General features: G+C 63.6%; 15 protein-coding genes. All 15 read left to right on the top strand.

Going from position 1 to position 17486, the window contains the following annotated elements; all coding sequences use genetic code 11:
• Positions 1-107 precede the first annotated feature (107 nt).
• The 15 genes from rpsT (at position 108) to C8J30_RS04475 (ending at position 17472) form a co-directional block, all read left to right on the top strand.
• Entirely contained in the window at positions 108-374 is a 267-nt protein-coding gene (rpsT, locus tag C8J30_RS04550; RefSeq protein ID WP_110804535.1) for a 30S ribosomal protein S20, read from the top strand.
• Positions 375-821: 447 nt separating this feature from the next.
• On the top strand, positions 822-2201 hold the full coding sequence (gene dnaA / locus C8J30_RS04540; RefSeq protein WP_110804715.1) for a chromosomal replication initiator protein DnaA: 1380 nt from the start codon (positions 822-824) through the stop codon (positions 2199-2201).
• Positions 2202-2303: 102 nt separating this feature from the next.
• Positions 2304-3422 carry a DNA polymerase III subunit beta gene (dnaN, locus tag C8J30_RS04535; RefSeq protein WP_110804714.1) on the top strand — a complete coding sequence of 373 codons (1119 nt, stop codon included), beginning with the start codon at positions 2304-2306 and terminating at the stop codon, positions 3420-3422.
• A 46-nt stretch (positions 3423-3468) separates the two neighbouring features.
• Positions 3469-4536, top strand: a complete 1068-nt coding sequence (gene recF / locus C8J30_RS04530) for a DNA replication/repair protein RecF (RefSeq protein WP_110804533.1) — start codon at positions 3469-3471, stop codon at positions 4534-4536.
• 73 nt (positions 4537-4609) lie between these two features.
• On the top strand, positions 4610-7060 hold the full coding sequence (gene gyrB, locus C8J30_RS04525) for a DNA topoisomerase (ATP-hydrolyzing) subunit B (RefSeq protein WP_110804532.1): 2451 nt from the start codon (positions 4610-4612) through the stop codon (positions 7058-7060).
• A gap of 33 nt (positions 7061-7093) precedes the next feature.
• Entirely contained in the window at positions 7094-7648 is a 555-nt protein-coding gene (locus C8J30_RS04520; RefSeq protein WP_110804531.1) for a flavin reductase family protein, read from the top strand.
• A gap of 97 nt (positions 7649-7745) precedes the next feature.
• Complete coding sequence (locus C8J30_RS04515; RefSeq protein WP_110804530.1) at positions 7746-8597, top strand: flagellar motor protein MotB; 852 nt, start codon at positions 7746-7748, stop codon at positions 8595-8597.
• Between the two features lie 107 nt (positions 8598-8704).
• Entirely contained in the window at positions 8705-10066 is a 1362-nt protein-coding gene (locus tag C8J30_RS04510; protein ID WP_110804529.1) for a flagellar hook protein FlgE, read from the top strand.
• Between the two features lie 31 nt (positions 10067-10097).
• The gene (flgK, locus tag C8J30_RS04505; protein WP_110804528.1) at positions 10098-11579 is read left to right on the top strand and encodes a flagellar hook-associated protein FlgK; all 1482 of its coding nucleotides are present in this window, start codon (positions 10098-10100) and stop codon (positions 11577-11579) included.
• Between the two features lies 1 nt (position 11580).
• Positions 11581-12594 (top strand): flagellin, encoded by a 1014-nt coding sequence (locus C8J30_RS04500; RefSeq protein ID WP_181420772.1) that lies wholly within the window; start codon positions 11581-11583, stop codon positions 12592-12594.
• Positions 12594-13691: a flagellar basal body P-ring protein FlgI gene (locus C8J30_RS04495; protein WP_181420771.1), complete on the top strand. Its 1098-nt coding sequence runs from the start codon at positions 12594-12596 to the stop codon at positions 13689-13691. Before C8J30_RS04500 ends, C8J30_RS04495 begins: the two co-directional genes overlap by 1 nt.
• Positions 13692-13812: 121 nt before the next feature.
• Positions 13813-14481, top strand: a complete 669-nt coding sequence (locus C8J30_RS04490) for a CerR family C-terminal domain-containing protein (protein ID WP_110804525.1) — start codon at positions 13813-13815, stop codon at positions 14479-14481.
• Positions 14478-15425, top strand: a complete 948-nt coding sequence (locus tag C8J30_RS04485; protein WP_110804524.1) for an HlyD family secretion protein — start codon at positions 14478-14480, stop codon at positions 15423-15425. The genes C8J30_RS04490 and C8J30_RS04485 overlap by 4 nt, the downstream gene beginning before the upstream one ends.
• On the top strand, positions 15422-16339 hold the full coding sequence (locus C8J30_RS04480) for an ABC transporter ATP-binding protein (protein ID WP_110804523.1): 918 nt from the start codon (positions 15422-15424) through the stop codon (positions 16337-16339). The genes C8J30_RS04485 and C8J30_RS04480 overlap by 4 nt, the downstream gene beginning before the upstream one ends.
• Positions 16336-17472, top strand: coding sequence for an ABC transporter permease (locus C8J30_RS04475; RefSeq protein ID WP_110804522.1), 1137 nt, complete (start codon positions 16336-16338; stop codon positions 17470-17472). The genes C8J30_RS04480 and C8J30_RS04475 overlap by 4 nt, the downstream gene beginning before the upstream one ends.
• Positions 17473-17486: the final 14 nt, after the last annotated feature.

Here is a 17486-nt window from a genome sequence, read left to right as displayed (position 1 = left end):
CCACCGTCACATGCGCGTGGAGCCCGCTCAGGCTAGAATCATCCGGTTCGCTGGGACAACCGGGCTTTGCGCTATACATATTCGCTTCAGCCCGGGAATAGGGAAACATGGCCAACACGCCCCAGTCCAAGAAACGCGCTCGTCAGAACGAGCGTCGCAACGACATCAACAAAGCTCGCCGTTCGCGCATCCGCACCTTCCTGCGCAAGGTCGAAGAAGCGATCGCCTCGGGCGACGCTGGCGTTGCCAAGGCCGCTCTTGAGGCAGCTCAGCCGGAACTGGCGCGCGGCATCACCAAAGGCGTGCTGCACAAGAACACCGTGGCCCGCAAGATGTCGCGTCTCTCGTCGCGCGTGAAGGCTCTGAACAACTGATTTTCCGATCTCGGAAGTTAATCTTCGCAAACGGCGCCCCATCTTTGGGGCGCCGTTTTATTTCTTTAATTTCAATGCCTTGATAATAGTGTTGCGGCCCTGCAAGGGGGTCGCAGATTCGATTTGGGGAAAGTGGGCGTCAAGCGCGAAGTTCGGTTGCAGAAGCCCTCGCCCGCTTGCTAGCGTCATCAGGCGATTCACGTCGTCTTGGGGGACAAGACGCATCCGAAAGGTCGAAGCGGGGCCAAGTTGCTGCCGCACCATAAGAAGCCGCAAGCTTCGACGCCGAGGATGTGATCCGTTTCAAATGGGAGCAGATGCTCCGGTTTGGCAGGTGATGCCGCCACCGGGTTCGCCGGGTGGTTCGGCATGTCTTCATTCCCGCCCTCCGCAAGGAGGGGAGTGTGTCGGTGACGAGTGTCGGTATGAAAAGCGATGGAAAAAGACATGACGAACGAACTCTGGGGGCAGGTGTGCAATGAGTTACAAAGGACGGTCGGCCGGACCAACTTCAACACCTGGATTGCACCCCTTCAGCTGATCGACCTGTCGGACGGCATCGTCTCTTTCGAAGCGCCCACGAAATTCATGTGCGACTGGGTGTCGCGCAATTACGGTGAACCGATTCTGCGCGAGCTGCGCAATTCCGGCGTTGCCGCCGAGCGCGTTGCGATCCGCGTGCCGGAAGGCCGCCCTCTCGCACCGCCGCCGGTCGAAGCCCGCCCCGTCGTGGAAAAGGCCCCCGTCGCCCCGCGTCGCCCCCTGCGCGCGATCGAGGAGCAGGAGCTTCCCGGGGCGCCGCTCGACGCCCGTTTCACCTTCGACAGCTTCGTCGTCGGCAAGCCGAACGAGCTTGCCCATGCCGCCGCGCGGCGCGTGGCCGAAGGCGGTCCGGTCAGCTTCAACCCGCTCTTCCTGTATGGTGGCGTCGGTCTCGGCAAGACGCACCTGATGCATGCGATCGCGCATGAGCTGCAAACCCAGCATGGCGAGCTGCGCGTGCTGTATCTCTCGGCCGAGCAGTTCATGTACCGCTTCGTGCAGGCGCTGCGCGATCGGCAGATCATGGATTTCAAGGAGCTGTTCCGCTCGGTCGACGTGCTGATGGTCGATGACGTGCAGTTCATCGCCGGCAAGGACAGCACGCAGGAAGAATTCTTCCATACCTTCAACGCGCTGGTCGATCAGGGCAAGCAGATCGTGATTTCCGCCGACCGCGCGCCGGGCGAGATCAAGGATCTCGAGGAACGGATCAAGAGCCGCCTGCAATGCGGGCTCGTCGTCGATCTGCATCCGACCGATTACGAACTGCGTCTGGGCATCCTGCAAACCAAGACCGAGGCCTATGCTGCCCGCAACCCGGGGGTCATCGTGGCCTCGGGCGTGCTGGAATTCCTCGCGCACCGGATCACCACCAACGTCCGCGTGCTCGAAGGCGCGCTGACGCGGCTGTTCGCCTTTGCCTCGCTCGTCGGTCGGGAAATCACCCTTGATCTGGCCCAGGAATGTCTGGCCGATATCCTGCGCGCCTCGGACCGGCGCGTGACGATCGAGGAGATCCAGCGCAAGGTGGCCGAGCATTACAACGTCCGCCTGTCGGACATGATCGGGCCGAAGCGTTTGCGCACCATCGCCCGTCCGCGGCAGGTGGCGATGTATCTCGCCAAGCATCTGACCACCCGCTCGCTGCCCGAGATCGGGCGCCGCTTTGGTGGCCGCGATCACACCACGATCATGCACGGCATCCGCAAGATCGACGAGCTGATGGCGACCGATCGGCAACTGGCCGAGGATATCGGGCTTCTGAAGCGGCTGATGGAATCCTGAACCCTTGACGCCCCGCGCAAAGCGGCGGAATGTCCGGAAAAATCTTGTTCCGGCGCGGCGGCATGTTACCTTGCCGCCCCCGGGAACCGGTGAGGAATGGATATGAAGATCAGCATCGAACGCGCCGCCCTTCTCAAGGCGGTGTCTCAGGCCCAGTCGGTTGTCGAGCGGCGCAACACCATTCCGATCCTGGCGAACGTGTTGATCGAGGCCGAAGGTTCGACCGTGTCCTTCCGCGCCACCGACCTTGATATCGAGGTGGTGGACAAGGCACCCGCCCATGTCGAGCGCGCAGGCGCGACGACGGTTTCGGCGGTGATGCTGCATGAGATCGTGCGCAAGCTGCCCGACGGGTCGCTGGTGCAGCTCTCGGATGATGCGGCGGCGGGGCGGCTGTCCGTCATGGCCGGGCGTTCGAGCTTCAACCTTGCGACGCTGCCGCGCGAGGATTTCCCGGTGATGGCCTCGTCGGAATATACTGCGAATTTCGCCGCCAAGGCGGGCGTGCTGAAGCGGCTTTTCGACAAGTCGAAATTCGCGATCTCGACCGAGGAGACGCGGTATTATCTGAACGGCGTCTACATGCATGTGGCGACGGGCGAAGATGGCCCTGCGCTGCGCTGCGTCGCGACCGACGGGCACCGGCTGGCGCGGATCGACGCCGCCCTGCCCGAAGGGGCGAACGGCATGCCGGGCGTGATCGTGCCGCGCAAGACGGTGAACGAGCTGCGCAAGCTGCTCGATGATGACGAGGCGCAGATTGCAGTCTCGGTCTCGGAAACCAAGGTGCGCTTTGCGACGCCGGAAATCACGCTCACCTCGAAGGTGATCGACGGGACGTTCCCCGATTACACCCGCGTCATTCCGATGGGGAACACCCGTCGTCTGGAAGTCGATGCGGCGGAATTCGCCAAGGCCGTGGACCGTGTGGCCACCGTGTCTTCGGAACGTTCGCGCGCGGTGAAACTGAGCCTCGACGAAGACCGGCTGGTGCTGTCGGTCAATGCCCCCGATGCGGGCGCGGCCGAGGAAGAGCTGGCAGTGGCCTACGGCGACGAGCGGCTGGAGATCGGGTTCAACGCGAAATACCTGCTCGAGATCGCCTCGCAGGTGGATCGGGAAAACGCGGTGTTCCTGTTCAATTCCTCGGGCGATCCGACGCTGATGCGCGAGGGCAATGACACCTCGGCGGTCTATGTCGTGATGCCGATGCGCGTGTGACGCGGGCGGCAAGGGCGTATTTGGACCAAGAAGAAGCAGGGCCGCGATGCTGCGGGATCTGACCTTGTTTCAGTTCCGCTCGCATCGGCGTGCGGTTCTGTCGGTCGATACAAGGCCGGTGGCGCTTTACGGGCCGAACGGGGCGGGCAAGACCTCGGTGCTGGAGGCGGTCTCGTTGCTGTCGCCCGGGCGGGGGCTGCGCCGCGCCTCGGCCGAGGAATTGATCCGGCGGCAGGAGCAGGTCGGCTGGAAAATCCGCGCGACACTTTCGGACTATGAAATCGAGACATCGGCCCTGCCCGGCTCCTCGCGCGAGGTGCTGATCGATGGCAAGGCCGCGGCGCAGGTCGCCTTGGGGCGGCTTTTGCGCGTTCTGTGGCTGGTGCCCGCGATGGACCGGCTGTGGATCGAGGCGGCCGAGGGGCGCCGGCGGTTTCTGGACCGCATGACGCTGTCGTTCTTTCCGACCCATGCGGAAGCCGTGCTTGCCTATGAAAAGGCGATGCGGGAGCGCAACCGGCTTTTGAAGGACGAGGTCCGTGATGCGGCCTGGTATGGGGCGCTGGAGGCGCGGATGGCCGAGGCCGGGGCCTTGATGACCGCGCATCGGCGCCAGGCCTTGGCGCAACTCGCCGCGGCGCAGGCCGGGGCGGCGACGGCCTTTCCGGCGGCGGATCTGGGTCTGACGGCCGAGGGGCCGGAGGATCTGGCCGCCGCACTTGCCGAGGGGCGGCGCCGCGACATGGCGGCGGGGCGGACGCTGGAAGGCCCGCATCGGGTCGATCTGACCGCCCTTTATGCGGAAAAGGCGATCCCGGCCGATCAATGTTCGACCGGCGAGCAGAAGGCGCTCTTGATTTCGCTGCTTCTGGCCAATGCGCGGGCCTTGGCGGGCGAGAACACGGTGCTTTTGCTGGATGAAGTGGCGGCGCATCTGGATGCCGGGCGGCGGGCGGCCCTTTATGATGAAATCTGCGCCCTGCCCGCCCAGGTGCTGATGACCGGCACCGGGCCCGAGCTTTTCGACAGCTTGGGAGACCGGGGGCGGTATTGGCAAGTGACCGAGGTCGCGGGAACCTCGGAATTGGTGGAAAGCCCGGCCCAAAACCGCTGAATATTGTGGCCAAGGCGTGACATTGCCTGCCCGAAACTCTATAAGTCCGCAACGATCAGCAGGATAGGCGCGGATGACCGAAACCCCGAAGAACAAAGCCGAATATGGCGCGGAGTCGATCAAGGTCCTGAAAGGCCTCGAAGCGGTGCGCAAACGCCCCGGCATGTATATCGGCGACACCGACGACGGCTCGGGCCTGCATCACATGGTCTATGAAGTCGTCGACAACGGCATCGACGAGGCCCTCGCGGGCCACGCAAACTATGTCGCGGTCAAGATCCACGCCGACAGCTCGGTGTCCGTGCGCGACAACGGCCGCGGCATCCCGGTCGACATCCACCCCGAAGAGGGCGTCTCGGCGGCCGAGGTCATCATGACCCAGCTGCACGCGGGCGGCAAATTCAACAACACCGACGAGGGCGGCAACGCCTACAAGGTCTCGGGCGGTCTGCACGGCGTCGGCGTGTCCGTGGTGAACGCGCTCTCGGACTGGCTGGAACTCAAGGTCTGGCGGAACGACAAGGTCTATTTCGCCCGCTTCGAGCGGGGCGATTGCGTGGTCCATGTCCATGAAATCGGCGATGCCCCCGGCGAAAAGGGCACCGAGGTCCGGTTCATGGCCTCGTCGAAGACCAACGATCCCGAGGGAACGTTTTCGAACCTCGATTACGTCTTCAAGACGCTCGAAACCCGGCTGCGGGAACTGGCCTTCCTGAACTCGGGCGTGCGGATCATTCTGGAAGACGAGCGCCCCGCAGAACCGCTGCGCAGCGAGCTGCATTACGACGGTGGCGTGCGCGAATTCGTCAAATACCTCGACCGGTCGAAAACCGCGGTGATGCCCGAGCCGATCTACATGGTCGGCGAGGTCCGCGGCATCGGCGTCGAAGTGGCCATGTGGTGGAATGACAGCTACCACGAGACCGTGCTGCCCTTCACCAACAACATCCCGCAGCGCGACGGCGGCACCCACCTTGCGGGCTTCCGCGGCGCGCTGACCCGCACGATCACGAAATACGCGCAAGACAGCGGCATCGCGAAAAAGGAAAAGGTCGATTTCACCGGCGATGATGCCCGCGAAGGCCTGACCTGCGTTTTGTCGGTGAAAGTGCCTGATCCGAAATTTTCCAGCCAGACCAAGGACAAGCTGGTGTCCTCGGAAGTCCGTCCGGCGGTCGAGAATCTGGTGAACGAAAAGCTGTCCGAGTGGTTCGAGGAGCACCCGAGCGAAGCCAAGGGCATCGTCGGCAAGATCATCGAAGCCGCGTTGGCGCGCGAAGCTGCCCGCAAGGCCCGCGAACTGACCCGGCGCAAGACCGCGATGGATGTGGCAAGCCTGCCCGGCAAGCTCGCCGATTGTCAGGAGAAAGACCCGGCGCTGAGTGAGGTTTTCCTCGTCGAAGGGGACTCGGCCGGTGGCTCGGCCAAGCAGGGGCGCGAGCGGAAAAATCAGGCCGTGCTGCCGCTGCGGGGCAAGATCCTGAACGTGGAACGGGCGCGGTTCGACCGGATGCTGTCCTCGGATCAGATCGGCACGCTGATCACGGCGCTGGGCACCGGGATCGGGCGCGACGAGTTCAACATCGCGAAGCTGCGCTACCACAAGATCGTCATCATGACCGATGCCGACGTCGATGGCGCGCACATCCGCACGCTGCTGTTGACCTTCTTCTTCCGGCAGATGCCGGAGCTGATCGAGCACGGCTATCTGTATATCGCGCAGCCGCCGCTCTACAAAGTCGCCCGTGGCAAGTCCGAGGTCTACCTCAAGGATCAGGCCGCGCTGGAAGATTACCTTGTTCATCAAGGGGTTGAAGGGGCGATCCTGCGGCTGGGCGACGGCACCGACATCATCGGCGCCGACCTGACCCGTCTCGTCGAGGAAGCCCGGCAGATCCGCCGCATCCTGCAAGCCTTCCCGACGCATTACCCGCAGCGCATCCTGGAACAGGCGGCGATCGCCGGGGCGCTGCTGCCCGGGCGGATCGACGCCGATGCGCAGGGCGTGGCCGACGAACTTTCGGCACGGCTCGACCTGATCGCGCTTGAATATGAACGCGGCTGGATGGGACGGCCGACGCAGGACCACGGCCTGCGGATGTCGCGCATCCTGCGGGGCGTCGAAGAGGTGCGCACGCTTGATGGCCCGGTGCTGCGCTCGGGCGAGGCACGGCGGCTGTCGCAATTCACCACGAGCCTGCAGGAAAGCTACCGCGCCCCGGCCCGGCTGGTCCGCAAGGACCGCGAGCAATTTATCTACGGGCCGCTCGATCTGCTGGCGGCGATCCTGCAGGAGGGCGAAAAAGGCCTGACGCTGCAACGCTACAAGGGTCTGGGCGAGATGAACCCGGAGCAACTGTGGGAGACCACGCTCGATCCGGCGGCGCGGACGCTGTTGCAGGTGCGCGTCGATGATGTGGCCGAGGCCGAAGACATCTTCTCGAAGTTGATGGGCGATGTGGTGGAACCGCGGCGCGAATTCATCCAGCAAAACGCGCTGAGCGTGGAAAACCTCGATTTCTGAGGCCTGTTCGGGCCGGGACGAAAGGGGAAGATCATGAGCGAGAGCGACAGGATCGACGCTGCGATCCGCACGGCCGAAGATCTGGCCAAAGGCCACCTGCCCGATCCGGCAGACCCGCGGCTTTTGCGCGATGCGCTTGGCCGCTTTGCGACCGGGGTGGCGCTGGTCACCGCCTGCGATGTCGATGATGGCAGCCCGATCGCCATCGTCGTCAATTCCTTTGCCTCGGTCTCGCTCGATCCGCCGCTGGTGCTCTGGTCGGCGGCGCGCAGCTCGATGCGGCATCGCCATTTCACCTCGGCGCCCGCCTTCGCCATTCACATTCTGGCCGAGGGGCAACGCGATCTGACCTCGCGATTCTCGCGCTCGGGACCGGGGTTCGAGGGGCTGACGCTCGCCCGCAACGGCGAGGGCGTGCCGGTGCTGCCCGAGGCATTGGCCAGATTCGACTGCGTGACCGAGGCCCTGCACGAAGGCGGCGATCACACCATCATCATCGGCCGCGTCACCCGCTTCGATCTGCAGCGCGAGGGCGGGCCTTTATGCTTCTTCGGCGGCGGCTTCGGCGGGTTCGCCCCCGGCAGCTGACCCGGAACCCCTCATGATTGCTTGCGATTTTAGCCGTTAAGTCCGCTTTAAGTGGCGACTGCTATCTCTTGTCGCGGGTGAAATAGAGGTGGTGGGAATGGGCGCACACGATGGTGTCGCACCAGTCATCATCAAGCGCAAGAAGGTTGTCGGGGGCGGCGGGCACCACGGTGGGGCGTGGAAAGTTGCCTATGCCGACTTCGTCACTGCCATGATGGCCTTCTTTCTGCTGATGTGGCTGCTGAACGCGACAACAGAAAAGCAACGCAAGGGGATCGCGGATTACTTCAACCCGACGATTCCGATCAACCGGATCTCCGGCGGCGGCGAAGGCGCCTTTGGCGGCGATTCCGTGTTTTCCGAGGATCAGGTCGCGCAGAACGGAACCGGGGCATCGGGACAGGCGCCGACCGAGGAACGGCAGGCGCGGGGCGACAGCGGCACCGTCAAGGAGCAGCAAAAGCCCGATCAGGCCGAGTTTGACCGGATGGCGAAGGAAATCGAAAAGGCGCTTTCCGCCACCTCGGGCGAATCGATGGTCAGCGAGCAGATGGCCCGCCACATCGTCACGAAGGTGACGGATGAAGGGCTGATCGTCGAATTCTTCGATCTTGAAGACGAGCCGCTCTTCACGCCCGAAACCGCCGATCCGGAGCCGATTCTGGGCGAGATTGCCGGCATGTTGAACCGCGTGTTCGGGCTCGCCAAGAATGACATCGCGATCAATGGACACACGCGCTCCTACCCGTCGATGCTGCGCGCGAATCCGGTCTGGGACCTGTCCTCGGCGCGGGCTCAGAAGATGCGCGAACTGATGGAAAAGGCCGGTTTAGATCCGGCACGGGTCGAGCGAATCTCGGGCTTTGCCGACCGCAAGCACGCCGTCGATACGCCGATGTCGGTGCGCAACAACAGGCTTGAGCTGATCTTGCTGCGCAACGGACGCTGAACCGAACGAAGAAGAAATCGGACGTATTTTAAGCGTTAGGCCGATCTTAACGGCGACTGCGGCACTGTGGGCTTCGATCGAGGACGCAGCAGCAGAAAGGCGCTCATATGTCCATTTCTTCTTCGCTCAACGCGGGTGTGGCGGGCCTTTCGGCCAACGCAACGCGCTTGGCAACGATTTCCGACAACATCGCCAACTCGGGCACATACGGCTACAAGCGGGCGACGGCGGATTTCGAAAGCATGGTCCTGACGCAGGCGCGCAGCGCAGGAACCTATTCGGCGGGCGGCGTTCGGGCGTCATCGGGACGACTGATCGACGAACGCGGGTCGCTGGTTTCGACCTCGAACGCGATGGACATTGCGATCTCCGGCCGGGGCTTCCTGCCGGTGGCAACGACGTCGTCGCTCGCGAACGGGCTTGGGAATCAGCCGCTGACCATGACCCCGACCGGCTCCTTCCACACCGACAAGGATGGGGTGCTGCGCACCGATTCCGGCCTTGTTCTGCTCGGCTGGCCGGCGCTGGCCGATGGCACGATCCCCGTCAACGCGCGCGATACGGTGACCGGCCTGGAGCCTGTGGTGATCAACGCCAACCAGACCGCGGGCGATCCGACGATGGTGATGAACTGGGGGATCAACCTGCCCGCCGACGAAACCGCCTTTGACGCGGGCGGCGAGACCCTGACCTCCACCATCGAGTATTTCGGCAACCTCGGGAATTCGAACACGCTGACGGTCAGCTTCACCCCCTTGCGTCCTGCGAATGACGGTGACCCGAATACCAACACCTGGACGATGCAGGTGATCGACTCGGGCACGACGGGCAACCCCACGGGCCTCGGCGCCGGGATCGTCGGGGAATATACGCTCGAATTCGACAACACGGGGTCGAACGGCGGGACGCTGAGCAATGTCACCACTGTGGCGGGGCCGACCTGGGACTCGACCGAAGGCACGCTCGCCTTCACCGATGCCGCGGGCTTTGCCCTGGCCGACGGGCTGCAGGATATCACCATCACCATCGGGAAGCAGGGCGATACCAACGGGCTGACCCAGCTGGCCACCGATTTCGCACCGACCTCGATCAGCAAGGACGGCTCTCCGGTCGGCAACCTGACCTCGGTCGAAATCGACGAAAACGGCTACATCAAGGCGACCTATGACACCGGCTTCATCCGCACCGTCTATCAGGTGCCGTTGGTCGATGTTGCAAACATCAACGGCCTGAATGCGCTCGACAACCAGACCTTCCAGGTCTCGTCCACGTCGGGCTCGTTCTATCTGTGGGATGCCGGCGATGGCCCGACCGGGGCGGTCAAGGGCTATGCCCGTGAAGGCTCGGCCGTCGACGTCGCGCAGGAACTGACGAACCTGATCCAGACCCAACGCGCCTATTCGTCGAACGCCAAGGTGATCCAGACCGTCGACGAAATGCTGCAGGAGACGACGAACATCAAGCGCTGAGCCTGATGGACGCCCAAGGAGGAGATGACCCATGAGCATCGCAAGTGCCTTCAACTTTGCCCTATCGGGCCTGACGGCATCATCCCGGATGGCCGAGGTCGTCTCTTCCAACATCGCCAATGCGATGACCGAGGGCTATGCCCGCCGGGAACTGTCGATCTCTTCGCAAACTCTGGGGGGAACGGGCGGCGGCGTGCGCATAGTCGGCGTCAATCGCATCGTGAACCAGGTGGTGGCGCAAGATCTGATGCTCGCCGATGCGGCCTCCGCCAATACGACGGCCAAGACCGATTTCTATAGCCGCCTCGAATCGCAGATCGGCGACCCGGAAACAGCCGGGTCGCTCTCTGCCACGATGTCGGATTTCGAAAATGCCTTGCTGACCGCTGGCAGCATGCCCGACAGTACCGCGCGTCTGGCGGCAACCGTCAGGTCCGCGTCGGCGGTCGCCAACAAGCTCAACAGCATTTCCGATGACCTTCAGGCGGCGCGCCTGACGGCAGACAAATCGATCACCAAGCAGGTCCGGACCCTGAACGAGACGCTGTCGCAACTTGAGGAAATGAACCGGACGATCACGACGCAGATTTCCATCGGCAATGATGCCGCCGGGCTGATGGATGAGCGTCAATCGCTGGTGAACCAGATTTCCGAAATCGTTCCGATCCGGGTCGTTCAGCGCGACAACAACCAGATCTCGCTTTTCACCTCCGGCGGGGCGATCTTGCTTGATGGCACCGCCGCCCATCTTGAGTTTGAAGGCGCGGGGGTGATGCAGGCGGGCTACAGTCTGGCCACGGGAGAGTTGAAGGGAATCTCGATCAATGGGGTTGCCGTCTCCACTGCAGATGATGGCCCGCTGGGCGGCGGGACGCTGGGCGCCGCTTTCGCAGTGCGCGACGAACTCGCCCCAGAAGCGCAGAGCCAGCTTGATGCCTTTGCGATGGATCTCGTGAGCAGGCTCCAGGATCCCTCGGTCGATACGACCCTGAGTTCGACCGACGCCGGCTTGTTTACCGATCGGGGAGCTGCCTTCGAATTCGCGGCAGACGGAAGCGCGCTTGATCCCGCCGCAGAAATCGGTCTGGCAGGCCGTCTGAAGCTGAACGCGATCGTCGACCCGGAACAAGGCGGCGAAGTCTGGCATCTGAGGGACGGTCTCATGGCCGGATCGCAGGGCGCGATCGGCAACGGCACCATCCTGAATGCGCTTTCGGCAGCGCTGACCAAGGAGGCGGCCCCGGCCTCGGGCGACTACGGACCGGCGTTGCGCACCTCCTCCGGTCTTGCCTCAGATCTCCTGTCTTACGCATCATCCGGTCGGCAATCTTCCGAACTCACGCAGGGATATGCCACCGCGCGTCAGGAAACGCTGAAGGAGATGTCGCTCGCTGATGGCGTCGACACGGACCACGAAATGCAGACCCTTCTCGTCGTCGAGAAGGCCTATGCCGCCAATGCGAAGGTCATTCAGACCATCGATGCGATGCTGCAGGAACTTCTGGATATCTGACATGAAATACATCTCTGTCGGCGACATGTCGCAAACCTATCTGATGCGACGTCACAATGTGCAGCTGAAGTCGACGATCTCTCGCCTTTCGGACGAGATGATCAGTGGGATCAGTCAGGATCTCGGCACCGCCGTCGGAGGCGATTTCACGGCTCTTGCCGCTATCGACCGCTCAATCGCTCGCGGCGATGCGTACAAGCAGGTTGCGACGGAAACAGATCTGATGGCTGGGACCCAGCAGGACGCGCTGGAGATGATCCAGGGTCACGCCGAGGCCATCGGGTCGACGCTCGTTTCTGCCTCCTTCACCGCATCCTACAGCATGATCGACTCCGGCGCCCAGAATGCCGCCGCACGTTTTTCCGCCGTCGTGGATGCACTGAATGTCAACGTCGCGGGTCGCTACGTCTTTTCGGGTACGACCACCGACACGAAACCCGTGGCATCGACGGATACGATCATTTCGGGACTCGAGGCTGCCATAGGCGGGCTGAACGCCGCCGAGGACATCGTCAATGCCGTCGACGACTGGTTCGACGCCGCCGTGGGCGACAACGGGTATCTCGATCAGGCCTATATCGGCAGCGCCGACAGCTTGGCCCCGGTGCGACTGTCCGAAACCGACACGACGCAACTGACCATCACCGCGGCCGACCCGACGATCCGCAACATGTTGAAAGGGTTTGCCATGGCCACGCTGGTCGCGCGTGATCTGGTGCCAAGCAACACTGAAACCCGTGCCCTGGTGATCCGCGCGGCGGGTGAGCGGATCACCGCAGGCCAGAGTGAACTTACCAACCTGAGTTCGGAATTGGGGACGGTCGAGGGCATCATCTCCGACGCGCAGACGCGGAACTCGGCGCAGCAGACCGCGCTGGGGCTCGCCCGCAAGGACCTGATCGGCGTTGATGATTACGAAAGCGCCACTGCGCTCGAAGCCGCGCAATCGCAGATGCAAACGCTTTACACGCTGACTTCACGGCTGACGAAACTCTCCCTGACGGATTATCTCTGATGAAAATCGCCGCCTTCCTGCTGATGCTTCTGCTTCCGACGATGTGTGTTGCATCACCGATCCGGATCAAGGATCTCGTCGAGTTCGATGGTGTCCGCGGCAACGATCTCGTGGGCTATGGGCTCGTCGTCGGTCTGAACGGAACCGGAGACGGGATCCGCAACGCGCCTTTCACCGAAGAAATCATGTCCAATATCTTGGAACGGCTGGGCGTTAACGTTACCGGCGAGCAATTCCGCCCGAAGAACGTCGCCGCGGTCATGGTGACGGCCTCTCTGCCGGCCTTCGCGCGAGCCGGGGCGAAGATCGATGTCACGGTTTCCGCGATCGGCGATGCGAAGAGCCTGCTTGGCGGAACGCTGATCATGACCCCCCTCAACGCGGCCGATGGCGAGATTTACGCCGTGGCACAAGGCGCCGTGATCGCGGGCGGGGTCTCGGCGCAGGGCGCCGCGGCCTCGGTCGTGCAAGGGGTTCCGACATCGGGCACGATCCCCTCCGGGGCGCATGTCGAACGCGAGATCGGCTTCAAGCTTGACAGCCTCTCGGATGTGCGACTGGCGCTTCGGACGCCCGATTTCACCACGGCCGCACGGATCGAAAAAGCCATCAACCAGGAATTCGGGGCCCGTATCGCTGCGATGGAGGATTCCGGCACCGTTTCGGTCAGCATCGCCAATGCCAACATGCGCTCGGCGGCGCATGTGCTGGAGCGGCTGGAAAACCTGACCGTCGAACCCGAGCAACGCGCCCGTGTCGTCGTTGATCAGCGCTCCGGGACGATCGTCATGGGCGAGGACGTGCGGATTTCGCGCGTCGCGGTCAGCCAGGGGAACCTGACGCTGCGGGTGCAGGAAAAACCCCTGGCCATTCAACCGAACCCGTTTGCCCGCGGCGAAAGCGTCGTCGTTCCCCGGACCGAAGCGTCGATTCAGCAAGGTGCAGGGCTGAAGATGGCCGAAGTCGGCGAAACAAGCTCGCTCTCCGATGTTGTGGCCGGGCTGAATGCCTTGGGTGTCAGCCCGCGCGACATGATCGATATCCTGAAAAGCATCAATTCCGCTGGCGCGCTTCATGCTGAATTCTTGGTGAACTGAGCAACGTACCTGGTCTTTCTTGGGACGCGCCTTCCGGGCACGTCCTTTCCCACTGCTCCGAATGTTTTCCTCACGAAATTTCGCATTTGACCTTTCAAACGTTTGATTGAATTCTGGAGGCATGGGCGAGGAACGCGACAAAACCGACTCGGGACCCAGACCTGAGAGCACCGCCGGCGCATTGATCGCCGCGGCGCTCGAAATTTTCGGGCGCAAGGGCTTTGATTCCACCTCAACCCGAGAAATCGCCGCTGTAGCAAAGACCAACATCGCGTCGATCTCTTACCATTTTGGCGGCAAGGCCGGATTGCGCATCGCCTGCGCCGAGGCTTTCGCCGCGCATATCGGGGCGTTGATCAACAGCCTGACCGCGCACGAACCCACGAGCCCGACCGAGGCGGAAGACCTGCTTCTGACCCTGATCGACCGCCTTGCCAGCCATCTGATCGGCTCGGCCGAGATGAGGCCGCTCGTCGCATTCGTGCTGCGCGAAATTTCCGACGGCGGCCCGGGCATCGACATCATTTACAAGGCAATGATCGGCCCCTCGCATCAAAGGCTGTGCCGGATCTGGGCGCTGGCGACGGGCGAAGATCCTGATGCCGAAGCCGTAAAGATATTTGTTTTCAGCATCATCGGCCAGATCGTCTATTTCCGCATCGGCACCGCCATCGTCACCCGCCGCATGGGCTGGACCGACATCGGCCCTGGAGAAGCGGCGAAGATCGTGCAGGTGCTGAAAGCCAATCTCAGAGACCTGATCGCGGCCAGACGGAGGCTCCCGAAATGACCCTGTGCGCGCTTCCCCTGATCGCCGCACTGCTCGGCAGCTGCGCCGCGCCCGCCCCGCTTGCAACCGGATATGTGGAGGGCGAGCATGTGCTGATCGCGCCGGTCTCGGCGGCGGAACTGGCCCACCTTTCTGTCACGCGCGGGCAACGTGTGCGGGCGGGGGAGCCGCTGGCCGAGCAGGACGACCGCGACGCGCGGATTGCCGTCGAACAGGCGACGGCGGCCTTGGCGCAGGCGGAAAGCCAACTGCAAAACCTGCGTGAAGGCAAACGGCCCGAGGAAATCCGGGTGATCGAAGCCTCGTTGGCTTCGGCCAAGGCGCAGGCGACCGAGTCCGAACGCACAGCGCTGCGGCTTGCGGCACTGGAAGCGCGCGGCGCGGCGACCTCTGCCCAGCGCGAGGATGCGCAAACCGCGCTGACCGTCGCACAGGCGAAGGTGGCCGAGATCGAGGCCAATCTGGCCGTCGCCCGTCTGCCTGCCCGCCAGGCCGAAATCACCGCCGCCGAGGCGGCGGCCCGAGCCGGTCATGCGGCGCTAGACCAGGCGAAATGGGTGCTGGAGAAACGCAGGCTGACCGCGCCGAGCGACGGCGTGATCTCGGATCTGCTGCGACGCCCGGGCGAGATTTCGGGGCCAACCGCGCCGGTGCTGACGATGCTTCCCGATGGTGCGGTGAAGCTGCGGCTTTACGTGCCCGAAGCGCAGGTGGCGCAGGTGCAGGCCGGAACCCGGCTCGCGGTGCATTGCGACGGCTGCGACCCGGGGCTGAGCGCCACCGTGTCCTATGTGTCCGACGGGCCGGAATTCACGCCGCCGGTGATCTATTCGCTGCAAAATCGGCAGAAGCTCGTCTTCATGGTCGAGGCCCGCCCGGAGGGCGACACCGGGCTGAAACCCGGTCAGATCGTCGATGTCAGTCTGGCCGAGGTCGGCAAATGACCTCGCCCGCCATTGCCGTGACCGAGCTGACGAAGCGGTTCGGCAGTCGAACGGTGGTGGATCGGGTCTCGATCACCGTGCAACCGGGCGAGATCGTCGGCTTTCTGGGGCCGAACGGCTCGGGCAAGACCACGACGATCCGGATGATGTGCGGCTTGCTGACCCCAGATGCAGGATCGGGCCGCGTCCTTGGCCACGACATCTTGCGCAACCAATCCGCGATCAAGCGTGAGGTCGGCTACATGACCCAGCGTTTCAGCTTTTACGAAGACCTGACCATCGCCGAAAACCTGAGCTTCGTCGCCGGGGTCTATGGCCTGCCTGCCGATGCCGTTTCCGAGACGTTGGAGGATCTCGGCCTGACCAGCCGCCGCGCGCAACTGGCCGGATCGCTCTCGGGCGGCTGGAAGCAACGCCTGGCGCTGGCCGCCTGCATCATGCACCGCCCGAAACTGCTGATGCTCGACGAACCCACCGCCGGCGTCGATCCGAAGGCCCGGCGCGAATTCTGGGACGAAATCCATGCCCGCGCCGCCACCGGCCTCACCGTACTCGTCTCGACCCATTACATGGACGAGGCCGAACGCTGCCATCGCATCAACTACATCTCTTACGGCAAGCTGATCTCGCAGGGCACGGTGGCCGAGGTGATCGCGGCGGCCGGTCTTGTCACCGTGATCCTGCGCGGCGGCCGCACCGCCGAGGCGCAAGAGCGGCTGACCGGGCAACCGGGCGTCGATCAGGTGGCGCATTGGGGATCGGATCTGCATGTGATCGGCCGCGACGGCCCAGCGCTCCGCCGCGCCGCAACCGCGGTCGCAATCGCCACCGGCGCCCGCGTGATCGAGGCCGAAACCAGCCTTGAAGACGTGTTCATCCAGCTCATGGGCGCTTCGACGGACAACATGCCATGACGAACTTCCTGTCTCTCCGCCGCCTTCTGACGATCATCCGCAAGGAAGCGGTGCAGATGCGCCGCGACCGCATCACCTTCGCGATGATGCTGGGCGTGCCCTTGATGCAGCTGTTGCTGTTCGGGTTCGCGATCAACAACGACCCGAAGGGCCTGCCCGCCGCCCTGGTCGCCCCGGCGCAGGACCGCTATTCCCGGGCGCTCGTCAGCGCGCTGGAACTGACCGGCTATTACCGCTTCACCCATCCGCAGGTCACTGCCGCCGAGGGTGAGCGGTTGATCGCCACCGGGCAGGTCAGTTTCGTCGTCACCGTGCCCTCGGATTTCGGCCGCAAGGTCATGCGCGGCGAGCACCCGCAAATCCTGATCGAGGCCGATGCCACCGATCCCGCCGTCGCCTCGGGCGCCATCGGCACACTTGGCACCGTCGCCGCGCAAGCTTTGCTGCGCGAAAGCGGCACCGAGGCCGAGGCCGAGGCCAGCGCGGCGCAAAAGCTCGATGTCGTCGTGCACCGCCGCTACAACCCCGAGGGCATCACCCAATACAACATCGTCCCCGGCCTGCTGGGCGTGATCTTGCAGATGACGATGGTGATGATGACCGCGATGGCGCTGACCCGGGAAATCGAGCGCGGAACGATGGAAAACCTGCTTTCCATGCCCGTCACACCGATCGAGGTGATGCTGGGCAAGGTGCTGCCGTTTTTCGTCGTCGGCGCGGTGCAGGTCATGGTGGTGCTGACGGCGGCCAAGACGATCTTCGGCGTGCCCTTCGTCGGCAGCCTGTGGCTGTTGATGCTCGGCGTGCTCGTTTTCGTGATGGCGCTGGTGGTGCTGGGCTATGTCTTCTCGACGCTCGCACGCACGCAGATGCAGGCGATGCAGCTGACCTTCTTCTACTTTCTGCCCTCGATCCTGCTCTCGGGCTTCATGTTCCCGTTTCGCGGCATGCCGACCTGGGCGCAATGGATCGGCGAGACCCTGCCGCTGACGCATTTCCTGCGGCTCATTCGCGGGGTGATGCTGAAGGGGGCGACTCTGGCCGATATCGCGCAGCCGCTGCTGACGCTGACGGGCTTTGCCGTCTTCTTTTCGCTTCTGGCGCTGAGCCGGTTTCGCCAGACGCTGGATTGAAAAGGGCCGCTGAA

The organism is Rhodobacter viridis, assembly GCF_003217355.1.
In the GTDB taxonomy this organism is placed as follows: domain Bacteria; phylum Pseudomonadota; class Alphaproteobacteria; order Rhodobacterales; family Rhodobacteraceae; genus Rhodobacter; species Rhodobacter viridis.
Note: the sequence above shows the minus strand (reverse complement) of the source record. Positions and strands in the feature narration are given on the sequence as shown.

Coding starts and splice junctions, on each gene's coding strand:
- rpsT (WP_110804535.1), top strand. CDS start 108: ATGGCCAACACGCCCCAGTCCAAGAAACGCGCTCGTCAGAACGAGCGT.
- dnaA (WP_110804715.1), top strand. CDS start 822: ATGACGAACGAACTCTGGGGGCAGGTGTGCAATGAGTTACAAAGGACG.
- dnaN (WP_110804714.1), top strand. CDS start 2,304: ATGAAGATCAGCATCGAACGCGCCGCCCTTCTCAAGGCGGTGTCTCAG.
- recF (WP_110804533.1), top strand. CDS start 3,469: ATGCTGCGGGATCTGACCTTGTTTCAGTTCCGCTCGCATCGGCGTGCG.
- gyrB (WP_110804532.1), top strand. CDS start 4,610: ATGACCGAAACCCCGAAGAACAAAGCCGAATATGGCGCGGAGTCGATC.
- C8J30_RS04520 (WP_110804531.1), top strand. CDS start 7,094: ATGAGCGAGAGCGACAGGATCGACGCTGCGATCCGCACGGCCGAAGAT.
- C8J30_RS04515 (WP_110804530.1), top strand. CDS start 7,746: ATGGGCGCACACGATGGTGTCGCACCAGTCATCATCAAGCGCAAGAAG.
- C8J30_RS04510 (WP_110804529.1), top strand. CDS start 8,705: ATGTCCATTTCTTCTTCGCTCAACGCGGGTGTGGCGGGCCTTTCGGCC.
- flgK (WP_110804528.1), top strand. CDS start 10,098: ATGAGCATCGCAAGTGCCTTCAACTTTGCCCTATCGGGCCTGACGGCA.
- C8J30_RS04500 (WP_181420772.1), top strand. CDS start 11,581: ATGAAATACATCTCTGTCGGCGACATGTCGCAAACCTATCTGATGCGA.
- C8J30_RS04495 (WP_181420771.1), top strand. CDS start 12,594: ATGAAAATCGCCGCCTTCCTGCTGATGCTTCTGCTTCCGACGATGTGT.
- C8J30_RS04490 (WP_110804525.1), top strand. CDS start 13,813: ATGGGCGAGGAACGCGACAAAACCGACTCGGGACCCAGACCTGAGAGC.
- C8J30_RS04485 (WP_110804524.1), top strand. CDS start 14,478: ATGACCCTGTGCGCGCTTCCCCTGATCGCCGCACTGCTCGGCAGCTGC.
- C8J30_RS04480 (WP_110804523.1), top strand. CDS start 15,422: ATGACCTCGCCCGCCATTGCCGTGACCGAGCTGACGAAGCGGTTCGGC.
- C8J30_RS04475 (WP_110804522.1), top strand. CDS start 16,336: ATGACGAACTTCCTGTCTCTCCGCCGCCTTCTGACGATCATCCGCAAG.